Source organism: Bradyrhizobium sp. USDA 3364 (assembly GCF_054056355.1).
The window spans coordinates 278,624-296,604 of sequence record NZ_JBSRYG010000002.1; the positions used below are offsets into that span (position 1 = coordinate 278,624).

19 protein-coding genes are annotated in these 17,981 nt (G+C 65.7%); 6 read left to right on the forward strand and 13 right to left on the reverse strand.

Annotated features, from left to right (window positions below; translation table 11 throughout):
- The first annotated feature begins 93 nt into the window (after positions 1-93).
- A complete protein-coding gene (locus ACVILL_RS01610) occupies positions 94-594 on the forward strand; it encodes a hypothetical protein (protein WP_456727537.1) in 501 nt (166 codons plus the stop codon).
- 52 nt (positions 595-646) lie between these two features.
- Here ACVILL_RS01610 and ACVILL_RS01615 read toward each other — a convergent pair whose 3' ends face one another.
- The 3 genes from ACVILL_RS01615 to ACVILL_RS01625 form a co-directional block, all read right to left on the reverse strand.
- The gene (locus ACVILL_RS01615) at positions 647-856 is read right to left on the reverse strand and encodes an Os1348 family NHLP clan protein (RefSeq protein ID WP_456727538.1); all 210 of its coding nucleotides are present in this window, start codon (positions 854-856) and stop codon (positions 647-649) included.
- A gap of 29 nt (positions 857-885) precedes the next feature.
- The gene (locus tag ACVILL_RS01620; RefSeq protein ID WP_456727539.1) at positions 886-1,437 is read right to left on the reverse strand and encodes a TfuA-like protein; all 552 of its coding nucleotides are present in this window, start codon (positions 1,435-1,437) and stop codon (positions 886-888) included.
- A gap of 140 nt (positions 1,438-1,577) precedes the next feature.
- The gene (locus ACVILL_RS01625) at positions 1,578-2,873 is read right to left on the reverse strand and encodes a YcaO-like family protein (RefSeq protein ID WP_456727540.1); all 1,296 of its coding nucleotides are present in this window, start codon (positions 2,871-2,873) and stop codon (positions 1,578-1,580) included.
- A 110-nt stretch (positions 2,874-2,983) separates the two neighbouring features.
- Here ACVILL_RS01625 and ACVILL_RS01630 point away from each other — a divergent pair, with 110 nt between their 5' ends.
- Positions 2,984-3,772, forward strand: a complete 789-nt coding sequence (locus ACVILL_RS01630; protein ID WP_456727541.1) for an ATP-binding cassette domain-containing protein — start codon at positions 2,984-2,986, stop codon at positions 3,770-3,772.
- Positions 3,769-5,328: an ABC transporter permease/substrate-binding protein gene (locus ACVILL_RS01635; RefSeq protein WP_456727542.1), complete on the forward strand. Its 1,560-nt coding sequence runs from the start codon at positions 3,769-3,771 to the stop codon at positions 5,326-5,328. The genes ACVILL_RS01630 and ACVILL_RS01635 overlap by 4 nt, the downstream gene beginning before the upstream one ends.
- 16 nt (positions 5,329-5,344) lie before the next feature.
- On the opposite strand, the gene ACVILL_RS01640 is transcribed toward ACVILL_RS01635, so the two are convergent.
- The 5 genes from ACVILL_RS01640 to ACVILL_RS01660 form a co-directional block, all read right to left on the reverse strand.
- Positions 5,345-6,307: an ABC transporter permease gene (locus ACVILL_RS01640; RefSeq protein ID WP_456727543.1), complete on the reverse strand. Its 963-nt coding sequence runs from the start codon at positions 6,305-6,307 to the stop codon at positions 5,345-5,347.
- Positions 6,297-7,283, reverse strand: a complete 987-nt coding sequence (locus tag ACVILL_RS01645) for an ABC transporter ATP-binding protein (RefSeq protein ID WP_456727544.1) — start codon at positions 7,281-7,283, stop codon at positions 6,297-6,299. The genes ACVILL_RS01640 and ACVILL_RS01645 overlap by 11 nt, the downstream gene beginning before the upstream one ends.
- Positions 7,280-8,446, reverse strand: a complete 1,167-nt coding sequence (locus tag ACVILL_RS01650; RefSeq protein ID WP_456727545.1) for a COG1470 family protein — start codon at positions 8,444-8,446, stop codon at positions 7,280-7,282. Before ACVILL_RS01650 ends, ACVILL_RS01645 begins: the two co-directional genes overlap by 4 nt.
- Positions 8,447-8,719: 273 nt before the next feature.
- The gene (locus ACVILL_RS01655; protein ID WP_456727546.1) at positions 8,720-10,432 is read right to left on the reverse strand and encodes a sulfatase-like hydrolase/transferase; all 1,713 of its coding nucleotides are present in this window, start codon (positions 10,430-10,432) and stop codon (positions 8,720-8,722) included.
- Between the two features lie 166 nt (positions 10,433-10,598).
- Positions 10,599-11,291: a TetR/AcrR family transcriptional regulator gene (locus tag ACVILL_RS01660; protein WP_456727547.1), complete on the reverse strand. Its 693-nt coding sequence runs from the start codon at positions 11,289-11,291 to the stop codon at positions 10,599-10,601.
- Positions 11,292-11,459: 168 nt separating this feature from the next.
- Between ACVILL_RS01660 and ACVILL_RS01665 the strand changes: the two genes are divergently transcribed.
- Positions 11,460-12,080, forward strand: a complete 621-nt coding sequence (locus ACVILL_RS01665; RefSeq protein ID WP_456727548.1) for a hypothetical protein — start codon at positions 11,460-11,462, stop codon at positions 12,078-12,080.
- Between the two features lie 12 nt (positions 12,081-12,092).
- On the opposite strand, the gene ACVILL_RS01670 is transcribed toward ACVILL_RS01665, so the two are convergent.
- The gene (locus ACVILL_RS01670; RefSeq protein ID WP_456727549.1) at positions 12,093-12,326 is read right to left on the reverse strand and encodes a hypothetical protein; all 234 of its coding nucleotides are present in this window, start codon (positions 12,324-12,326) and stop codon (positions 12,093-12,095) included.
- Positions 12,327-12,354: 28 nt separating this feature from the next.
- Positions 12,355-12,609, reverse strand: a complete 255-nt coding sequence (locus tag ACVILL_RS01675) for a lysozyme inhibitor LprI family protein (RefSeq protein ID WP_456727550.1) — start codon at positions 12,607-12,609, stop codon at positions 12,355-12,357.
- Positions 12,610-12,882: 273 nt separating this feature from the next.
- Between ACVILL_RS01675 and ACVILL_RS01680 the strand changes: the two genes are divergently transcribed.
- Positions 12,883-13,902, forward strand: a complete 1,020-nt coding sequence (locus ACVILL_RS01680) for an adenylate/guanylate cyclase domain-containing protein (protein ID WP_456727551.1) — start codon at positions 12,883-12,885, stop codon at positions 13,900-13,902.
- A gap of 193 nt (positions 13,903-14,095) precedes the next feature.
- Complete coding sequence (locus ACVILL_RS01685; protein WP_456727552.1) at positions 14,096-15,202, forward strand: DUF2336 domain-containing protein; 1,107 nt, start codon at positions 14,096-14,098, stop codon at positions 15,200-15,202.
- Positions 15,203-15,312: 110 nt separating this feature from the next.
- Here ACVILL_RS01685 and ilvC read toward each other — a convergent pair whose 3' ends face one another.
- The 3 genes from ilvC to ACVILL_RS01700 form a co-directional block, all read right to left on the reverse strand.
- On the reverse strand, positions 15,313-16,332 hold the full coding sequence (gene ilvC / locus ACVILL_RS01690) for a ketol-acid reductoisomerase (RefSeq protein ID WP_456727553.1): 1,020 nt from the start codon (positions 16,330-16,332) through the stop codon (positions 15,313-15,315).
- 150 nt (positions 16,333-16,482) lie between these two features.
- Positions 16,483-17,091, reverse strand: coding sequence for a LysE family translocator (locus tag ACVILL_RS01695; RefSeq protein ID WP_456727554.1), 609 nt, complete (start codon positions 17,089-17,091; stop codon positions 16,483-16,485).
- 7 nt (positions 17,092-17,098) lie between these two features.
- Positions 17,099-17,974 carry an EamA family transporter gene (locus tag ACVILL_RS01700; protein ID WP_456727555.1) on the reverse strand — a complete coding sequence of 292 codons (876 nt, stop codon included), beginning with the start codon at positions 17,972-17,974 and terminating at the stop codon, positions 17,099-17,101.
- Between the last annotated feature and the right edge of the window lie 7 nt (positions 17,975-17,981).

The following is a 17,981-nucleotide window of genomic DNA, read 5'->3' on the forward strand; positions in this document are numbered from 1 at the left end:
TTCGGCGCTCCCGCGGTATTGCCAAGCGCGCAACCTTGCGTAGACTTCCGGGGGTAGTGCCATCACCGTTTAGTTTCGAAAGGACCCCCGATTATGCCCACCAAATTCGGCGGCGCGATCTACAACAATCAGCAGTTCAAAGATCATATGAACAAACTCTACCATCCGATTGACGCCATGAGGGCGAGTGTGGCCAAGCTCAAGGCCTCGGACCAGATCCACATGGCGACAATGGAGTACGGGCAGTATCAGCCGGTATTGTCACCGCTGAGAGACTGGCCGTTCGGGGCCGGCCAGTACTGGACCAAGGAGATGGGGCAAGCCCGTCTCGATCTCACCAACCAGCCCAATACGACGCCGCTATCGAAGGACGAGCCCGACGTCATCCCGCTGACACGATGTGCATTGCTGGACGCCTGCCTTCGCAAGTGCTTCAACTCGGAACCGGACCCGATCTGCATCATTGTCGACGTCGAAGACCTGCCGGCGGGCAGCAAGGTGCATGAGGTCAAGCTGGAATGGGAGTACGCGGCCGACAGCACCCGTCCGACCCTGCTCCGGTTCACGATGTGTTGCCCGCCCAAGACGTCCTGATGAAGACGTCCTGATTAAAGGCCATCCTGATCTTGCCGCGGCTGGCGCGGCCTCAGACCTGCCGCAGTCGGGCAGCCCGCTGCTCGAATGCTGCACGGTCGAGCCGCGCGAGGGCTCGGGCCTCGGCGGGAGCAAGATTGAGCTCCCGCGCAATTGCCGCGGGATCGGCGAGCAGCCGCGCGCGCAATTCGTCGTCCAGCAGCGCCCTGCCAAGCAGCTCCTTCAATTGCCGGCTCGGCGTTGGAGGTGTGTCGACGTCCAATTGCTGTCCCCTTCCCGTCCGCGGCGCCGCTAACCGCCCTGTCGGCCGCGCGCTGCCAGCAACGCACCGAAACAAACTGCCTCGACCGCGTCGAGCGACTTGACACTTGGAACGGCCCCGCCCGAGAACCCCAGCAGCGCTTCAAGCATCTCAGCATCGGCGGCGCGGTGCAGCGCGTCCACCAACCGGTCCGGCGTTCGATCGGCATAGAAGATGCTCCTCGCCGCCTTGAGCAGGCGAACCCTATCCTTGCGCGGAGCCAGGCCGGCCCGCGCCGCACCTTCCATCCAGAATTCGAGATCGACCATCGGCACCGTCATCGCCTTCATGTCGAACGGCGAGTAGACCAGGGCGACATCGGCGTCGCGGCGAACCGCGCTCCGCCGGAAATAGTCGTACACCCAACCGACCCCGATCATGCCGCAGCGGTCGAGCTCAGATGCGCGGAGCGCTCCCATGCTGGACGCGCCGATCACAGTTTTTCCGCGCGCGAGAAGACCGAGTATCTCCTTGGGCGACACCGACATGCTCTGGCCGAACTCTCCATCGAGGATCACGATGATGTCGTAGTCATCGGCCATTGCGAGATCACCACGCCGCACTGGAGGCGCATGGGCGGCAACGGCATGCCTGCGCAACTCGGTCTCGGTGATCGATGGACCGGCAAACACGATCATCTTCAGCGAGGCCCGCGGATCGACCATCGGCACAGTCGTTTCATTCATGTGATCTGCCGCAACGCTCGAGGCCCCAGACTCGCACGGCCGCCATGCTCAATGAAGAGCGTCCACGATTCGGCGTGCGGCACGACAACCCGTACTACCGGAATTCCGACCTCCGCCCGCGTGAGATCGAATACGACGGCCTGATCGAACCCAACGTTACGCATCCGGTCAACGATGAACTCGACGTCCTCATTCACGGACGCATGCTCGCGTGACGGGATCTCGCCGAAGCTGATCATTGCATGATGATCGGGCTCCGGCGGAGGGCGCGGAACGGCAGATGCGAAATCCGGGATGTCCTCCCGGCCGCCATGAATTCCGGTCACCCGCGATTGCGCAGCTTCGGTGAGGGCGCGGGTCAGCGCGATACGGGCATCGGGATGGGTGCCGGCCCCACCATAGGCGACCGCGACACCCGCCGGACCATCCCGTTCGGTGATGATGCAGTCGATTGTCGGAACCCCGATCGCGGTCGTCAAATTCCGCAGCTCGACCTCGATGCCGGCGCGCTGCATCTTGCGGACCAGCACCGCCGCCTGACGGGGTAGGCTTCGAAGCGAGATCAGTGGCGCATCCACGACCGGCTCCGGCGATTGGCGGACGTCAAATCCGATCTCGGAGAGGGTTACGGCCACTGCCGGCCCAACCAACGCTTCCGCCATCGCTAGCGCGGTCGTGTCGCGCTCGATCACCTCGCACAGTGCGTGGCAAAGCGCATCGATCCTGGTGTTGCCGGAGGCGAGACCGTTGGTGCTCGAATAGAAGAGCAGCGCCCCCAAATAGGGACGGTAAGGCGCCAGCAGGCAGTTGACCGGCACGTATGTAGGACAGCGACCGATCAGGTCGAACCCCTGTGCCCACTCCAGGCGCAGATTCTCGCTATAGTCGCGGACCATCGGCACATGAATGTGCAGCGGGTCCACGCAAGCATCTTGTTGGCGCAAATTGGCGTGGGATGCAGCGGTTATTGGACCATCGTACCATTCGGCCGCATGCCGCTCGATCGCCTCCATCAGCGCACCCGCATGAGCCTGGTCGCGCGTCGTGCCCTTGCCGCTGTAATAGGAGATACCGGGCCCGGCATCGTGCGGCCGCACAGCCGTGAAATTCGGAATGCCGATCCGGTCCAGGTCGGTCACGTCGGCAACCTTGGTGACGCCGATGATATCGAGGACGGCCCGCGCACGCCGGATCGTTGCGCCCGGCTTGACGGAACGCTCCACGCCCGCGGCACTGTACTTGAGTTCCCTGGCGCCGAGCCAGTAGTCGTAACTGCACTGATCGGCGCTCATTGCCGCCCTTCGCCGCCCTTCCGTCAACGCTGCCAACAGCATAATAGATCAGATGCGCCTGCCACAACCGATCCGGTGATGGGGCGACCCCTTGGGAGGGACAAGACCGAATGCCCATAACGCCGCTGATTGCCTACGCGCATGTCGGCAAGAGTTTTGACGATGGTCGGGTGGTGGCGGTCAACGACGTCTCGCTTGACGTAGCCGAGGGGGAATTCCTGGCGGTCGTCGGCGACTCCGGCTCCGGCAAGACGACGCTGCTCAGGCTGGCCAACCGCCTGATCGAAGCCGACCGCGGCCAGGTCGCGGTCGAGGGCGAAGATGTCGGCCGCATCGACCCGATCCTGCTGCGCCGCCGCATCGGCTATGTCTTCCAGAGCGGCGGCCTGTTTCCGCATCTTTCCGTCGCCGGCAATATCGGCATCACACCGAAACTGCTCGGCTGGCCGCAGGCCGAGATCTCGGCACGGGTCGACGAACTGCTCGACCTCGTGCGGCTCGACCGCTCACAATATCGCGACCGCCTGCCGCACGAGCTCTCCGGCGGGCAGCGCCAACGCGTCGGCGTCGCGCGTGCGCTGGCCGCGAAGCCGCGCATCGTGCTGATGGACGAGCCGTTCGGCGCGCTCGATCCGATCACCCGCGACGCACTCGGCGACGATTACCGGACACTGCATCGCGAGCTCGGCCTCACCACGGTCATGATCACCCACGACATGACCGAGGCGTTGCTGCTGGCCGACCGGGTCGCTGTCATGCATGGCGGCAGGTTGCTCGCCCAGGGCGCGCCCGCGGAACTCACCGCCAGCACCGACGCCTATGTCCGCGAATTGCTGCGCACGCCGCGGCGGCAGGCGGAGCGCCTCGGCGCATTGCTGCCGCGGGACGGCACGGCATGAGCCTGTCCACCGATCCACGCTGGAGCGAGGCGCTTGCACATCTGCCTGATTATCTCGGCAGCCATGTGCGCGTCAGCGTCGCCGCGCTGGCGCTCGGGCTTTTGATCAGCCTGCCGCTCGCGATCGTCGCCCGCAACCGGCCGGTGCTGCGCACGACCCTGCTCGGACTTGCCAGCATCGTGCAGACGGTGCCCGGGCTCGCTCTGCTCGCGTTGTTCTATCCGTTGCTGCTGGCGCTCGCCGCGGTGACGGCTTCGTGGCTCGGCTTCAGCTTTTCCGCCTTCGGCTTCCTACCCGCGGTGCTGGCGCTCGCGCTCTATTCGATGCTGCCGGTGTTGCGCAACACCATCACCGGCCTGTCGGGCGTCGATCCGGCCGTGCTGGAAGCGGCGCAAGGCGTCGGCATGACGCCGCGGCAATCGCTCACCATGGTCGAACTGCCGCTCGCGCTGCCGGTGATGATGGCAGGCATCCGCACCGCCGCGGTGTGGGTGATCGGCACCGCGACGCTGTCGACGCCGATCGGCCAGACCAGCCTCGGCAACTACATCTTCGCGGGGCTGCAGACCCAGAACTGGGTGTTCGTGCTGTTCGGCTGCTTCGCCGCCGCGGTGCTCGCGCTGGTCGTCGACCAGTTGCTGGCGCTGATCGAGAATGGCTTGCGCAACCGCAGCCGGGTACGCACGGCCCTTGGCGGGCTCGGCATCGTGGCCCTGATAGCGGCGACGCTGGTGCCCGCGATCGCACGTCCGCACGCGCGCTATGTCGTCGGCGCCAAGACCTTCACCGAGCAATATGTGCTGTCGGCGCTGATCGCGCAGCGCCTGCAATCGGCTGGACTGCCGACCACCACCCGCGCCGGCCTCGGCTCCAACGTGATCTTCGACGCGCTCGCAGCCGGCGACATCGATGTCTATGTCGATTATTCCGGCACGCTGTGGGCCAACCAGTTCCACCAGACCGGCATCCGGCCGCGCGCCGAGCTGTTGGGTGAGCTGAAGACGACGCTGGGCAAGCAGGACATCACGCTGTTCGGCGAGCTCGGCTTCGAGAATGCCTATACGCTGGTGATGCCGAAGAAGCGCGCGAACGAGCTCGGCATCCATTCGATCGCCGACCTCGCCTCGCACGCCGCGACGATGTCGATCGCCGGCGACTATGAGTTCTTCTCGCGGCCGGAATGGGCCGGCATCCAGAAGGCCTATGGGCTGACCTTCCGCGCCCAGCGCACGATGCAGCCGGATTTCATGTATGCGGCGGTCGCCTCCGGCGAGGTCGACGTCATCGCGGGCTACACCAGCGACGGGCTGATCGCGAAATACGACCTCGTCACGCTCGAGGATAACAGGCACGCGATCCCGCCCTATGACGCGATCGTGCTGCTGTCGCCGAAGCGACGCGATGACGAGGCTTTCAAGGCGGCGCTGTGGCCGCTGCTCGGCAAGATCGACATCGCCGCGATGCGGGAGGCCAATTTGCGCGCGTCGGACAATGATGCGTCATCATCGCCCGACGCCGTGGCCCGCTGGCTGTGGGAGAAGATCGGACCGCACTGAGCGGCCCTTCCCCGCCTCAGGCCCTGACCTCCTGGCGCTGGAACAGGACGTAACCTGCCACGAACAGCACGATCGTGCAGGCGATCAGGCCGACCGTCTGCGGCCACGCGATCATCACGCTCTGGCCGAACGGCAGCGGCGCGCCCATCACCGCGCCGCGGATCTGGTCGAGAAACACCGGGCCGAGCGTACGCGTGGTCGGCGACAGCACCGCCAGCATCGCCTCGCCGAACAGATCGTTCGGCGAGAAGCGTTGCAGCAGCTGGGTCCAGATCGCGGTCCCCGGTGTATCGAGGCCGAGCGCGGCAAAGCGCGGATCTGGCGGCACGATGGCCTGCGCGATCGCCGGCGCCAGCATCGGCCACAGCACGGTCAGGAACAGCCAGATCCCGAGCGACACCAGCGCCGCGGTCGCCGGTGAGCGGAACACGATCGAGAGCAGCATCGCGAGCGACAGCCAGACGCCGGCATAGAAGATCGCGATCACCAGGAAGGCGAGCGAACGGGCGATCTCCTCGCCGCCCGGCGGCACGCCGAGGAAGATCAGGCCGAGCCCGATCACCAATAGCCACAGCGCGGTCAGGCTGATCGCGATGGTCGCGAGCCCGGCGAGATATTTGCCGAGCAGCAGCGCGTCGCGATAGATCGGCTGCGCCAGAATCCGCGACAGCGTGCGCCGGTTGTGCTCGCTGTTGATCAGGTCGAAGCCGAGCCCGATCGCCATCAGCGGGATCAGGAAGCCGAGGATGGCGACGAAGGACGGCAGCGGCGCCTGGCTCACGGTGAACAGCCGCAGCAGCAGGAACGGATCCTCCGCCGTGTTCTGGCGCAGCGCATTGATCGCCTCGTAGAGCGCCGCCATCGCGGTCACCACAATCAGAAGCTCGAGCATCAGCATGCGGACGCTCGAGATGTTGTCCGACAGCTCCTTGACGAAGACCGCGCCGACGCCCTGGAATGCTGAACCTTCACGCCGCATCGCGCACGCCTCCTGATGGGGTGGCCTGGAAGTAACGGGCGTAGATCGCCTCGAGGCTCGGCTCGTCGACCGAGAGCCGCCGCAGCGCACCGTTGGCGGCGACCACCGCGCGCGCCGCATCGGCCCGCACGTCGCGGTCGGCGGTCATGCGGAAGCGGTCGTCGGCGAGCGTCTCGACATTGCCGACGCCCGGGATCGCCGCAAGCCGCCGGGCAATCCCGGCACCGTCGGCCTCGACCTCGACGACAAAGCCCGCGCCCAGCACCTGGACCGAGAGCTCGGCCACCGACCCCATCATCGCGATCTTCCCGGCCCGGAACAGCGCGACGCGGTCGCAGACACGCTGGACCTGGTCGAGCATGTGCGACGACAGCAGCACCGTGACGCCCTCGGCCTTCAATTCCCTGATCAGGTCGAGGAATTCGATCGTCGCCTGCGGATCCAGACCCGAGGTCGGCTCGTCGAGGATCGCGATCTCGGCGCGCTTGACGATGATCTCGGCAAGTCCGAGCCGCTGCCGCATGCCGCGCGAGAAGGTCGCGACCCGCTTGTCGGCGACGTCGACGAGACGCACCCGGGTCAGCGCCGCCGCGATCCGCCGCGACCGCTCGGCCATCGAGAGCCCCATCAGCTTGGCGGCGTAGGCGAGGTTCTCCACCGCGCTCAGGTGGTCGTAGAAGCCGACGGCGTCGGGCAGATAGCCGACGCGCCGCTTGACCTGCAACGGCTGCCGCGCCGGATCGAAGCCGAGCACGCTGACCCGGCCGGCCGAGATCTCGGTCAGCCCGAGCATCATCAGGATGGTCGTGGTCTTGCCGGCGCCGTTCGGGCCGAGCAGCCCGAACACCTCGCCCTTGGCGATGTCGAAGTTGATGGCGTCGACGACGCTGGTCTTGCCGTAGCGCTTGGTGAGATCGCGCGCTGCGATGACGACGTCCGGCCGTGTCGGGGGGCTGGTCTGCTGCTGCTCGCTCATCGCCGTCCGAACCTCGCGACAGCACCGAGCATCAGCAGCAGCGCGACGCCGATCACGCCGGCGCCGGCCATGCCCCAGACGGTGGACGTGCTCACGGTGACGCGGAACTGGCTCGATGCGGTCTCGCCCCGCGAACTGGCGCGCATCGCGACCTGGTAATCGCCGGCGAGCGACTTGTCGCTCGGCGTCACCAATGCCTGCACCTCGGTATCCTTGCCGGGCACCAGCCGCTCGATCCTGGCCGGCTGGAACGTGACCTTCCAGCCGCTCGGCGCCGTCGCCGAGAGCTCGATATTGTCGGCCGGCGCGGTGCCGCTGTTGGTGACGACGACCGGGATGGTGCTCTGCTCGGCCGCGACCGCGCGCGCGCTCAGCAGCCCGTCACGTCCGGAGAGCTGAAGCTGCGGCTGGCCGGCGACGTCGAGCGCCACCTCGGTCTGCGCGCTCGCATCCTCGGCATTGACGGTGACCTTGACCGGGAAATGCCCGGCATCGATCGCGCTCGGCGGCCGCACCTTGAGCTTGATGTCCTTGGACTGCCCGGCATCGATCGGGATCGAGGACAGTTCCTGCGTGCCATAGGCCTCGGTGAACGAGGTCTCGAAGTTCTGCGGCGCCGCCGCGGCGAAGCTTGCGACCAGGTTGCGGCCGCTGTCGTTCTTGATGGTCAGCGTGTATTCGAAGTTCGATTTCGGACTGCCGCGCAACTCAGGAAGCTTCGACGACACCGTCAGCTTTGCCGGCAGTTCCTTGGCGAGCGCGACCACGATCGGCAAGGTCGCCGTGCTGCCCTGCCCTTCGGCCTTCACCGTCAAGGTCTGCTCGGCGAGCGACGCGTTGGCGGGCACGTCGAGCCGAAGCTGCAGCGGCACGCTGGAATCGGGCGCCGGCATCGCCGCCGCGACGGGTTGGCCACCGCCGAGCAGCGTCGCGGTCCAGCCGCTCGGCACGCCCTCGACCGAAAGCTTGTAGCGCTGCGGACCGAGATCGTAGTTCTGCAGACGCAGCGAGATGTTGGAGGTCGTCCCGGGCCTGACGGTGACGGCCGGATAGTCCGTCATCATGTAGAGCCCCTTGATGTCGTGCGGGCGGCTCGGCGGCGTAGGCTGAGGGAATGGCGAGGGGAACAGCAAGTCCGAAGGCGACGACAAGGCGTGCGACATCGAGCGCTCGCATGGGCAAACACTCCTGCAAGAAGGGCGGGATTGGCTGAGTTGACGCTGCGCGCATGAACATCGTGGCAGCGACGCGACAGATCATCGAGCCAATCGTGACGAAATCTCGGCGAGGTAATTACAAATGAGTAATGCTCGCGGTTTCGCGCAGGCGACCTTCGTCTACCGACGTTAGTCTAGTTCGAGATGCGATCGCCCTGATGTGCAGATTGGACGTTGCGACTGCTCATGCGGTTGCCCGAGCGTTCCGGCGGAGCACGCTCAGAGTCCCTTGATGATCCCCGCGTCGATCAACATGCGGTTGAAGCGGCGCGCCTCTGCGCCGTCCTTGCAGGAATAGAACGCGCCGTTGCAGCGGAGCATGATCGCCTTCTGCTCCTCGAATGACGGATCGAGCGGAATGCCTGCGGCTTCCTGAATCACCAGCGGCAGATAGGCGGCGTCGATCGTGTCCATCACCGCCGGGCTCTTCACCGGCTCGAAATTGACGGCGTCGATCGCGTAATAGGTGGCGTAATAGCGCGGATCGTAATCCATCAGCTTCTTGCCGATGCCGGCCTCGTCGAGCTCGGGGTCGAGCAGCTGCGGCGAAAACTCCGGCTGATGGTCGCCGTAACGCACGATCAGGAACGGCTGCGCCGGAAACTTCTTCTTCAGCGCCGCGACGAAGCCGGCATAGTCGCCGGCGCTCATCGCCTGCCGGCGCAGATATTCGTCGATCGATGGCGTGTTGCCGGGCCGCTTCCATGCCGGCAGCAGGTCGGGACGGAACTTCGTCTCCCACGGGAAATGATTGGCGGCGAGATAGACGAAGGTGAACAGCGGCGTGCCAAGCGTCTTCTGCTCGGCCATCAGCTTCAGCGCCTTGTCGTAGAAGAAGCTGTCGGGCTCGACGTCCTTCGCATGCAGATCATGCGCGTCGTAGAATTGCTGGATACCGGTCGTGGTCTGGAAGTTGCGCGCGCTCATAAAGGCGCCGAACGCGGGATACAGCGACAGCGTGTCATAGCCGCAGCGGCGCAGCGCCAGCGGCAGGCCGCGCTCGACCCGGCCCGAGGCGATGCGGGTGACGAAATAGGAGAAGCGGCCGAACGAGCGTGACGACAATCCCGCAAGCACGTTGTACTCGGTGAACCAGCTCGGCCCGCCATTGCTCTCGGCGAGGAATTTGCGCTCGACGCCGTCATAGGACTTGAACTGGCTGCCATAGCCCGGCGGCACCTTGACGCCGGAGGCGGCGCGGATGTCGAAGCTCGATTCATCATGGATCATGATGATGTTGGGTCGCCGGCCGGCGGGATGGCAGGCGTCGACCAGCGGGACCTTGAGCTGGTCGCTCGCGGCGGGATCCGACTCCATGAAACCGTAGGCAACGAAATCGGATACCGCCGTCACGCCGGAGCGCGCGAACTTCGAGAGATAGCCGTCGTCGTAATAACCGCGCCAGGCCTCGTCCGGCCAGGCGAAGGCGTAGCCGGAGAGCGCCGCGGTGCAGGCGAGACAGGCGGCCGCGGCCGGCAGGCGGCGAATGCGGAACGGATCGAGCCACCACAGCGCGTACATCAAGGGCAGCGTGACTAGGCCGGCGCCGATGATCGACCAGCGCAGGTTTGGAAAGATCGTCAGCAGGAACGCCGCGGTGTCGCGATCGATCACCATCAGGTCGACGAAGTTCGCGGTCATCTGCACCACGTCGTGCTTGAACCGCGACAGCAGCACCAGCACCACGACCAAGGTCAGCGACAGCGCGCCCGACAGCGCCGGCCGGCGCAGCAGCGTGATGAACAGGAAGTTGAGGATTCCCCAGGTCAGCAGAAAGCAGAGCCGCGAACCGAAATCGGTCTCGGTCCGCAGCATCAGGATCATCGCGCCGAGATGGGGTGCGGCGACCGCCATCAACCGCCAGATGCCAAGCGCGGCAAGACCGCCGGCCAGTGCGGCAACCGAAGAGTTTTGCTGAGGCGCGGGCGCCATGGGCGGGACGCAATACAACCCGGCGCAATGCCACGGCCTTGACTGGCAAGGGCCAGGAGGCGCACGGCACAGCCGGTATCTGGACCGCGTCACAAAACCGTAATTGAATCGTCATGAACGCGCAATGAATTTGCCCGCCCGGTTCACCACGACCGGCGCGGCGCGCCTAGGCTTTGGCCGCAGGTCCCGCGATGCCCGCAATGAAGAGGTCGACGATATCGGCGGCCATCCGTTCGGTCTCCGCTTCGGCGACGCCCCACCGCGGCAAGTGGCCGTCGATGTGCATCCGCGCGAAGCCATAGACCAGCGCGCGGCCGGCGATCTGGACCTGCTTCAGATCGCGCCGCCCGAGCTGACCGGCCGCAAACGCCTCCGCCAGCGTACGCTCGGTCAGGCCAATCAACTCGGCATTGTCGCTGGAGACGCCGGCCGAGCGGTCATGATCGAAGAAGCGGCGGCTGGAGATGATCTCGAAATGGGTCGGGTTCTTCATCGCCCAGCGCAAATAGGCGATCCCGAGGCAGCGGAAGCGGCCGAGCGGATCGCCTGATGGTGCATCGGCGAGCGCCGCCTCGATCTCGGCGCGGAAGCGGCGCTGCGCCTCCTCCGCCACCGCATTGATCAGCGCGTCCCGGCTCGGGAAATGCCGGAACGGCGCGCCTGGCGAGACCCCGGCGCGGCGGGCAGCTTCGCGCACGCTTACGGCCTCCGGCCCGCCCTCACCGACCAGTTGCATGGCCGCGTCGATCAGAACCCGGCGGAGGTCACCATGATGGTACGGCTTGGCCGCCGGCGCCCGCGCTGGACGCGGCTTGGCGGGCCGGCGACCGGCAGGCGGGCTTTTGGCGGGGCGGCGCATGACGCTTCAGCTCTTTGTTTGAGCATGACCTTCTCGGAAAACCGCTTCGCACTTTTCCGGATCATGCTCTAGCATCACCCGCTTGTGAATGTAAGCACCGATTACACGGATTGACGGCGCGCGGTCGCGAAATGTAACTGGTGATTACATCAACGGCGGGAGGCGAACATGGCGGTGCGTCGAAACTGGTTCGAGGGCTGGCGGCTGTTCGGCCTGCTCACGCTGACCCTGATCGGGCTGTCGATCTGGATCGCCGCGATGCGGCAGCTCGAGGTCGAGGGCGTGCGGATGGTGATCCGCTTCACGGCGCGGACCTCGCTGCTGTTGTTCTGCCTCGCCTTCTCCGCCGCGGCACTGGCGCGGCTCTGGCCGAACGGCTGGACGCACTGGCAGCGCCGCAACCGCCGCTATCTCGGCGTCACCTTCGCCGCCTCGCACGCCATCCATGCGGTCGCGATTGCCGCATTTGCGGTCCAGGATCCGGCAGGCTTCGCGGCCGCGACCTCTGTCGTCTCCTATATCTTCGGCGGCATCGGCTATCTCGTCATCATCGCGCTGACCGCGACCTCGTTCGACCGCACGGCGGCGGTGCTGGGCCCGCACGCCTGGCGCAGGCTGCATCTCTTCGGCGGTTACTACCTGCTGCTGCAGTTCATGGTCTCGTTCGGCAAGCGGATTCCGGAGATGCCGCTCTACGCGCTGTTCCTCGTGCCGCTCGCCGCCGTTTTCGCGCTCAGGATGATCAGCATGGCCGCGCGGCCCGCGCCGCGGCACGCCCAGGCGAGCTGAGATCAGGCCGCTTCACAGCAGGTGAAACTTGCGGCCGAGCTGGCGGTGAACCGACAGCACCGCGCGATCGACATCGCTGATCAGGCTGTCGCCGAGCACGACGTTCGGAATCTCCCAGTTGCGCCCGATCTGCGTTTCGGGCAGCGCGGCGACCGCCGGCACGCGCGCGGTCTCGCAGCCGGGCTGGGCGCGCAGCGCTTCCTCGGCAAGCTGGGTCAATTCGTCCTGGTTCTTTCCATCAGTCATGACCGCGGTCCTGACTCCGGAAGATGGCTCACTGATGGCCGAGATTCTCCAGTTCCTTGGCACGGGTTTCGGTCATGCTGCGCATGCATTCGCCGGCATCGAGCCGGGCGATGGTGCCCTCGCCGAGGTCGTAATACAGGCAGTTGGCATCGCGGTACTGGATCCACAGGCGCTGCGCGGTGCGCAGCTGGTCGCGCTGCTTGTCGCCGGCTGCATCCTTCAACGCCTGCTGATAGGCGACGTTCATCCGCTTGTCCCATTGCGCGGTCTTGCCTTGAGGCACTCGACCATCTGGTACGTGCTGCCGTCACAGGACGGCTCGCCAACGCTCTGATCGCGGGCGAAGGCCGAGGAAGCGGCGATGATGAAAGCGGCCGCAACCAGCGGCCCGAGCCCGCACGCGCCTGTCGTCAGAGCCGATCTCATGCCGCCTTCCCGTTCCATCAATTGCAGTCGGACCATACATGAGTGCGGCCGCAATGCACCCGTTCCCTCCGGCCGCACTGCGGCTGGCCTTCGCGATCAGCGCAGGATATTTCATGGGCTTGGAGGGACCATGCGGCGCGCCGTGACGCCTGTGATCGTTCTGGCCGTGGTCGGCCTGCTCGTCGGCGGGCTGTTTCGCTATGCCTTCGATGAGACCAACGAGGCCTCGGTCGCGAACTATGTGCGCAGCGCCCTCGACGGCGCCGCCATCAGCCTGATCGTCTGGGGCATGCATCTCTACCTGGCGGCGCGCGGCGGCTGGTTGCGGCGCCTGCCGCTGATCGCCGAGCTGATCGCGCGCTCCGTCATCCTGGCCGTCGTCGTCGCAGTCGCGGCGATAGTGCTCGAGATCATCCTGTACGGGCACGGGCCCGAGGCGAAGTGGGTTGGTGACACCTTCCTGAAGATCATCGGTGTCGCGCTGCTGCTCTCGATCCCGATCACGACGATCTACGAGCTGATCCGGATGATCGGCGGACATGCGCTGCTCAATGTCGTGCTCGGACGCTACCGCCAGCCGGTGCGCGAGGAGCGCGTGCTGTTGTTTCTCGACCTGGTCGGCTCGACGACGCTGGCGGAGTCCATGGGCGAGCTGCGCGTGCAGGAGCTGTTGACGCGCTTCTTCTTCGACATCGACGAGCCGATCGTGTCGCACGGCGGCGAGGTGCACGCCTACGTCGGCGACGAGGTGATCGTGACCTGGCCGGCCAACGCCGACGGGCGATCGCGGCGGTATCTCGATTGTGTGTTCGCGATCGAAGACCGTCTCGCCAAGCGCTCCGATCACTATCGGAAAGAGTTCGGCGTGGTGCCCGAATTTCGAGCCGGGATCCATGCCGGTCCGGTCGTCATCGCCGAATGCGGGGATTCGCGGCGGCAGATCGCCTATTTCGGCGACACCGTGAACGTTACGGCGCGGCTGCAGGCGCATTGCAAGGAGGCCGGCCGTCCGCTGCTGGTATCGGGCGAGCTGCTGCGCCTGCTGCCGCCGGACCGGGACATTGCCATCGAGCCGCTCGGCTCGACCCAGTTGCGCGGACGCGCCGCGTCGATCGACATCTTCTCCGTCGCCCGGCGCGCATCGTCCTAAACGATCTCTTAAAATGCACCGGCATCGGCTTCCGCGAGGCCAAAAGCGCGCATTGAATCTAGTTCGGTCGCAGCCTGTTAAGGATGCGACGCACACCGTATTTGCACCGGGTTCCACCTTAACGCAGGCGTAAGACCGCGCGCCGCATGGTGCCCGGACAGGTGTCATTCAACAAAAACAAGGTTGCCCATCGATGGCGCAACAGGCGTCACAATCGATTATTGCCGAACTCGAGGATGCGGTCCGGGACGGGACATCGGCCAAGCGCGTGCAGACGCTGCGGCAGGTCACCGATCTGTTCCTGAACGACGGCGACCGCCTCAACGATGAACAGGTCAAGGTGTTCGACGACGTGCTCTGCCTGCTCGTCGCGCGCGTCGAGACGCGGGCGCGTGCCGAGCTCAGCAAGCGGCTCGCGCCGCTCGACTATGCGCCGTTTGAGGTGATTCAGCACCTCGCCTGGGACGACGATATCGGCGTCGCAGGCGAAGTGCTGACCCACTCCAGCCGCCTCTCAAACGCCGCACTGCGCGAGATCGCCAGCAGCAAGGGACAGGACCATCTGTTCGCGATCTCGGCACGGGAAAACCTGCCCGCCTCGGTCACCGACGTGATCATCGATCGCGGCGAAGACAAGGTGATCCGGCGTCTCGCCAAGAACGCCGGCGCCGAGTTCTCCGAGAACGGCTATTCCAGCATCGTCGCGCGTGCCGAAGGCGACGACGAGCTGGTCGAGATCCTCGGGCTGCGCATCGACATTCCGGCCAAGCTGCTGCGCGACCTCTTGCAGCGCGCCAAGGATACGGTACGCGCCCGCCTGCTCGCGATCGCGTCGCCCCGTGCCCGCGAGGAGATCAGCCAGGTGCTGAACGACATCGCGCAGGAAGAGGCCGCGGCTCCGCGCCGCAACTACGGTATCGCCGAAGAGCTGGTCAAGCTGATGAAGCAGCTGAACGAGCTCGACGATGCGGCGGTCTACAAATTCGCCGAGGACGGCAAGTTCGACGAGGTCACGGTCGCGCTCGCGGTGCTCAACGACATGCCGATCGCGATGATCGAACGCCTGATGCTCGGGCTGCGCTCCGACCTGCTGCTGATTCCGTGCCGCTCGGCGCGGCTGAACTGGCCGACGGTCGAGATCATCCTGCGCAAGCGGCCGCTGCCGCTGCCGCTCGACAACGCAACGCTCGAGATCGCGCAGCGCGACTACCGGCGGCTGTCGCTGGAGACCGCCCAGCGCACGGTGCGGTTCTGGCAGCTCCACAAGCGGATCGAGAAGCAGCCGCTGGCGGCGGGTTAACCGCCGCCGGCGCTTTCCCGGCAAAGAAAAAGGGTGGGCAACGTGATTGCCCACCCTTTTTGCTTTGGCATGCGGGGCAAGCGCACAATGCTCGCCCCGCAAATTCAGCTTTAGTTCTTGCTCTTGTCGACCAGCGCGCCCTTCTTGATCCAGGGCATCATGTCGCGCAGCTTGGCGCCGACTTCCTCGATCGGGTGGGCGGCGAGCTTGGCGCGGGTCGCCTTGAACGAGGTCTGGTTGACCTTGTTCTCCAGCATCCAGTCGCGGGCGAACTTGCCACCCTGGATGTCGGCCAGCACGCGCTTCATCTCCGCCTTGGTCTCGGCCGTGACGATGCGCGGACCGGTGACGTACTCGCCGTATTCGGCGGTGTTGGAGATCGAGTAGTTCATGTTGGCGATGCCGCCTTCATAGATCAGGTCGACGATCAGCTTCACTTCGTGCAGGCACTCGAAATAGGCCATCTCGGGCGCGTAGCCGGCCTCGACCAGCGTCTCGTAGCCGCCCTTGATCAGCTCGACCAGGCCGCCGCAGAGCACCACCTGCTCGCCGAACAGGTCGGTCTCGCACTCTTCCTTGAAGGTGGTCTCGATGATGCCAGCGCGGCCGCCGCCAATCGCCGAGGCGTAGCTGAGGCCGAGGTCATGGGCGTTGCCCGACGAATCCTTGGCGATCGCGATCAGGCAGGGCACGCCGCCGCCGCGCTGATATTCCGAGCGCACGGTGTGGCCGGGGCCCTTCGGCGCGATCATCAGCACGTCGAGGTCGGCGCGCGGATCGAGCAGGTTGAAGTGCACGTTGAGGCCGTGGGCGAACACGAGCGCCGCGCCCTTCTTCATGTTGTCGTGCAGGTGCTCGCGATAGATGTCGCCCTGCAGCTCGTCCGGGGTCAGCATCATGACCAGGTCGGCCCACTTGGCGGCCTCGGCGACCTCAAGCACCTTGAAGCCGGCGGCTTCCGCCTTCTTGGCCGAGGCCGAACCCTTGCGCAGCGCGATCGCCACTTCCTTGACGCCGGAATCCTTCAGGTTCAGCGCGTGGGCGTGGCCCTGGCTGCCGTAGCCGACGATGGCGACCTTCTTGCCCTTGATCAGGTTCAGGTCGGCATCGCGATCGTAGTAAACTCGCATCGTGGTTTCCTCGTTTGAAGGGGGCCAAAATCGGCCGATGAATCAGGCTTTCGGAAGGTCAGAACCGCCGGACGCCCGCGAATTTCCGGCGTTGTCTAGAGCATTTTCCCGCTCAGGGGAAACCCTCATCTCGCATGGCGCGGTGCGGCATCATGCGTCCATGAAGACCGGGTAGAGCGAGGCCAACAGCAGGATGGCCATCACCACATTGAAGGCGCGGATCGCCCGGGGCGAGGTCAGGACCGGCCGCAAGGCGGTCCCAAACAGCGCCCAGACGATGCAGGACGCCGTCCCCAGGATCAGGCTCAGGCCGACCTGGATCGCGATGTTCCAGGGAAAGGCGGCGATCGCGGCATAGGCCGTGATGGTGCCGATCACCATCACCCAGCCCTTGGCATTGATCCACTGGAACATGGCCGCGCCCCAGAAGGTCATCGGGCCGCGGCCGGGCCGGTCGTCCTTGTCCGCCGAGGGCGGCTCGGCCATGGCGATGACCGCGGCGAGATAGACCAGGTAGGCGACGCCGCCATATTTCAGGATCGTCTGCAGCACCGGATAGGCGATGAAGACGGCCCCGAGCCCAACGCCGACCGCGCCCACCATGAAGGCGAAGCCGACCGTGATGCCGGCGATGTGGGGCACCGTGCGGCGGAAGCCGTAGGTCAGCCCCGACGACAGCAGCATGATGTTGTTGGGGCCGGGTGTGAAGAACATCACGACGGCAAACACGACGAAGGCAAACAGCAGCGAGTTCGACACGGTGCCCTCACGCGACTTTCGGCAGAGCTTTTGGACGCTTCGACAGCAGCATCACGGCGATGCCGGCGATGACCGTGACCATGCCGGCCAGCCGCAGCGGGCCGAACGTCTCGCCGAACACGATGCTGGAGGCGGCGGAGCCGACGAACGGCACAAGCAGTGCGAACGGCACCACCTGTGCCGCCGGATAATCCCTGAGCAGCCGCCCCCACAGCCAATAGGCGATACTGGTCGAGAGGCCGCCGAGGCAGAGCATGCAAACGAGCCCGGTCAGCGACATGTGGCTCAGCGCGAGCCAGGCCGGCTGCAGCCCGTTGCTGATCAGGGTCAGCACCGCGAGCGGCACCGCGGCGGCCAGGCACAACCAGGCGAACAGGTCGAACATCGGCACGCCGTTCGCCTGCCGCAGCAGGAGATTGCCGATCGCGAAGCTGATCGGGCAGATCATGATGATCGCGAACGCCGCGACGCTGAAGTCGTAACCGACCGTCCCGCAGATCATCAGCAGGCCGAGGGCCGCGATCGCGATCCCGATAGCCTGGGTGCGTGTCGGTATCTCGCCGAAGATCACGGCGGCGAAGGCGATGGTGAACAGCGCCTGGCTCTGCACGATCACGCTGGAGAGGCCGACCGGGACGCCATGCGCGATCGCAAAGGCCTGCGCGAGGAACTGACCGAGGAACAGCGTCGAGCTGATCGCAATCAGCAGCGGCCAGGAGATATCAGGCTTGCGCAGGAACAGGCACGGCAGCGCGGCGATGGCGAAGCGCAGCGTCGTCATGAGTTCGGGCGAGAACTCATTGAGCGCGATCCGGCTTGCGACGAACGCAAGCCCCCAGATCACCGCGACCATGACGGCGATGCCAACATCAGCCGGCTTCATTGTTGTT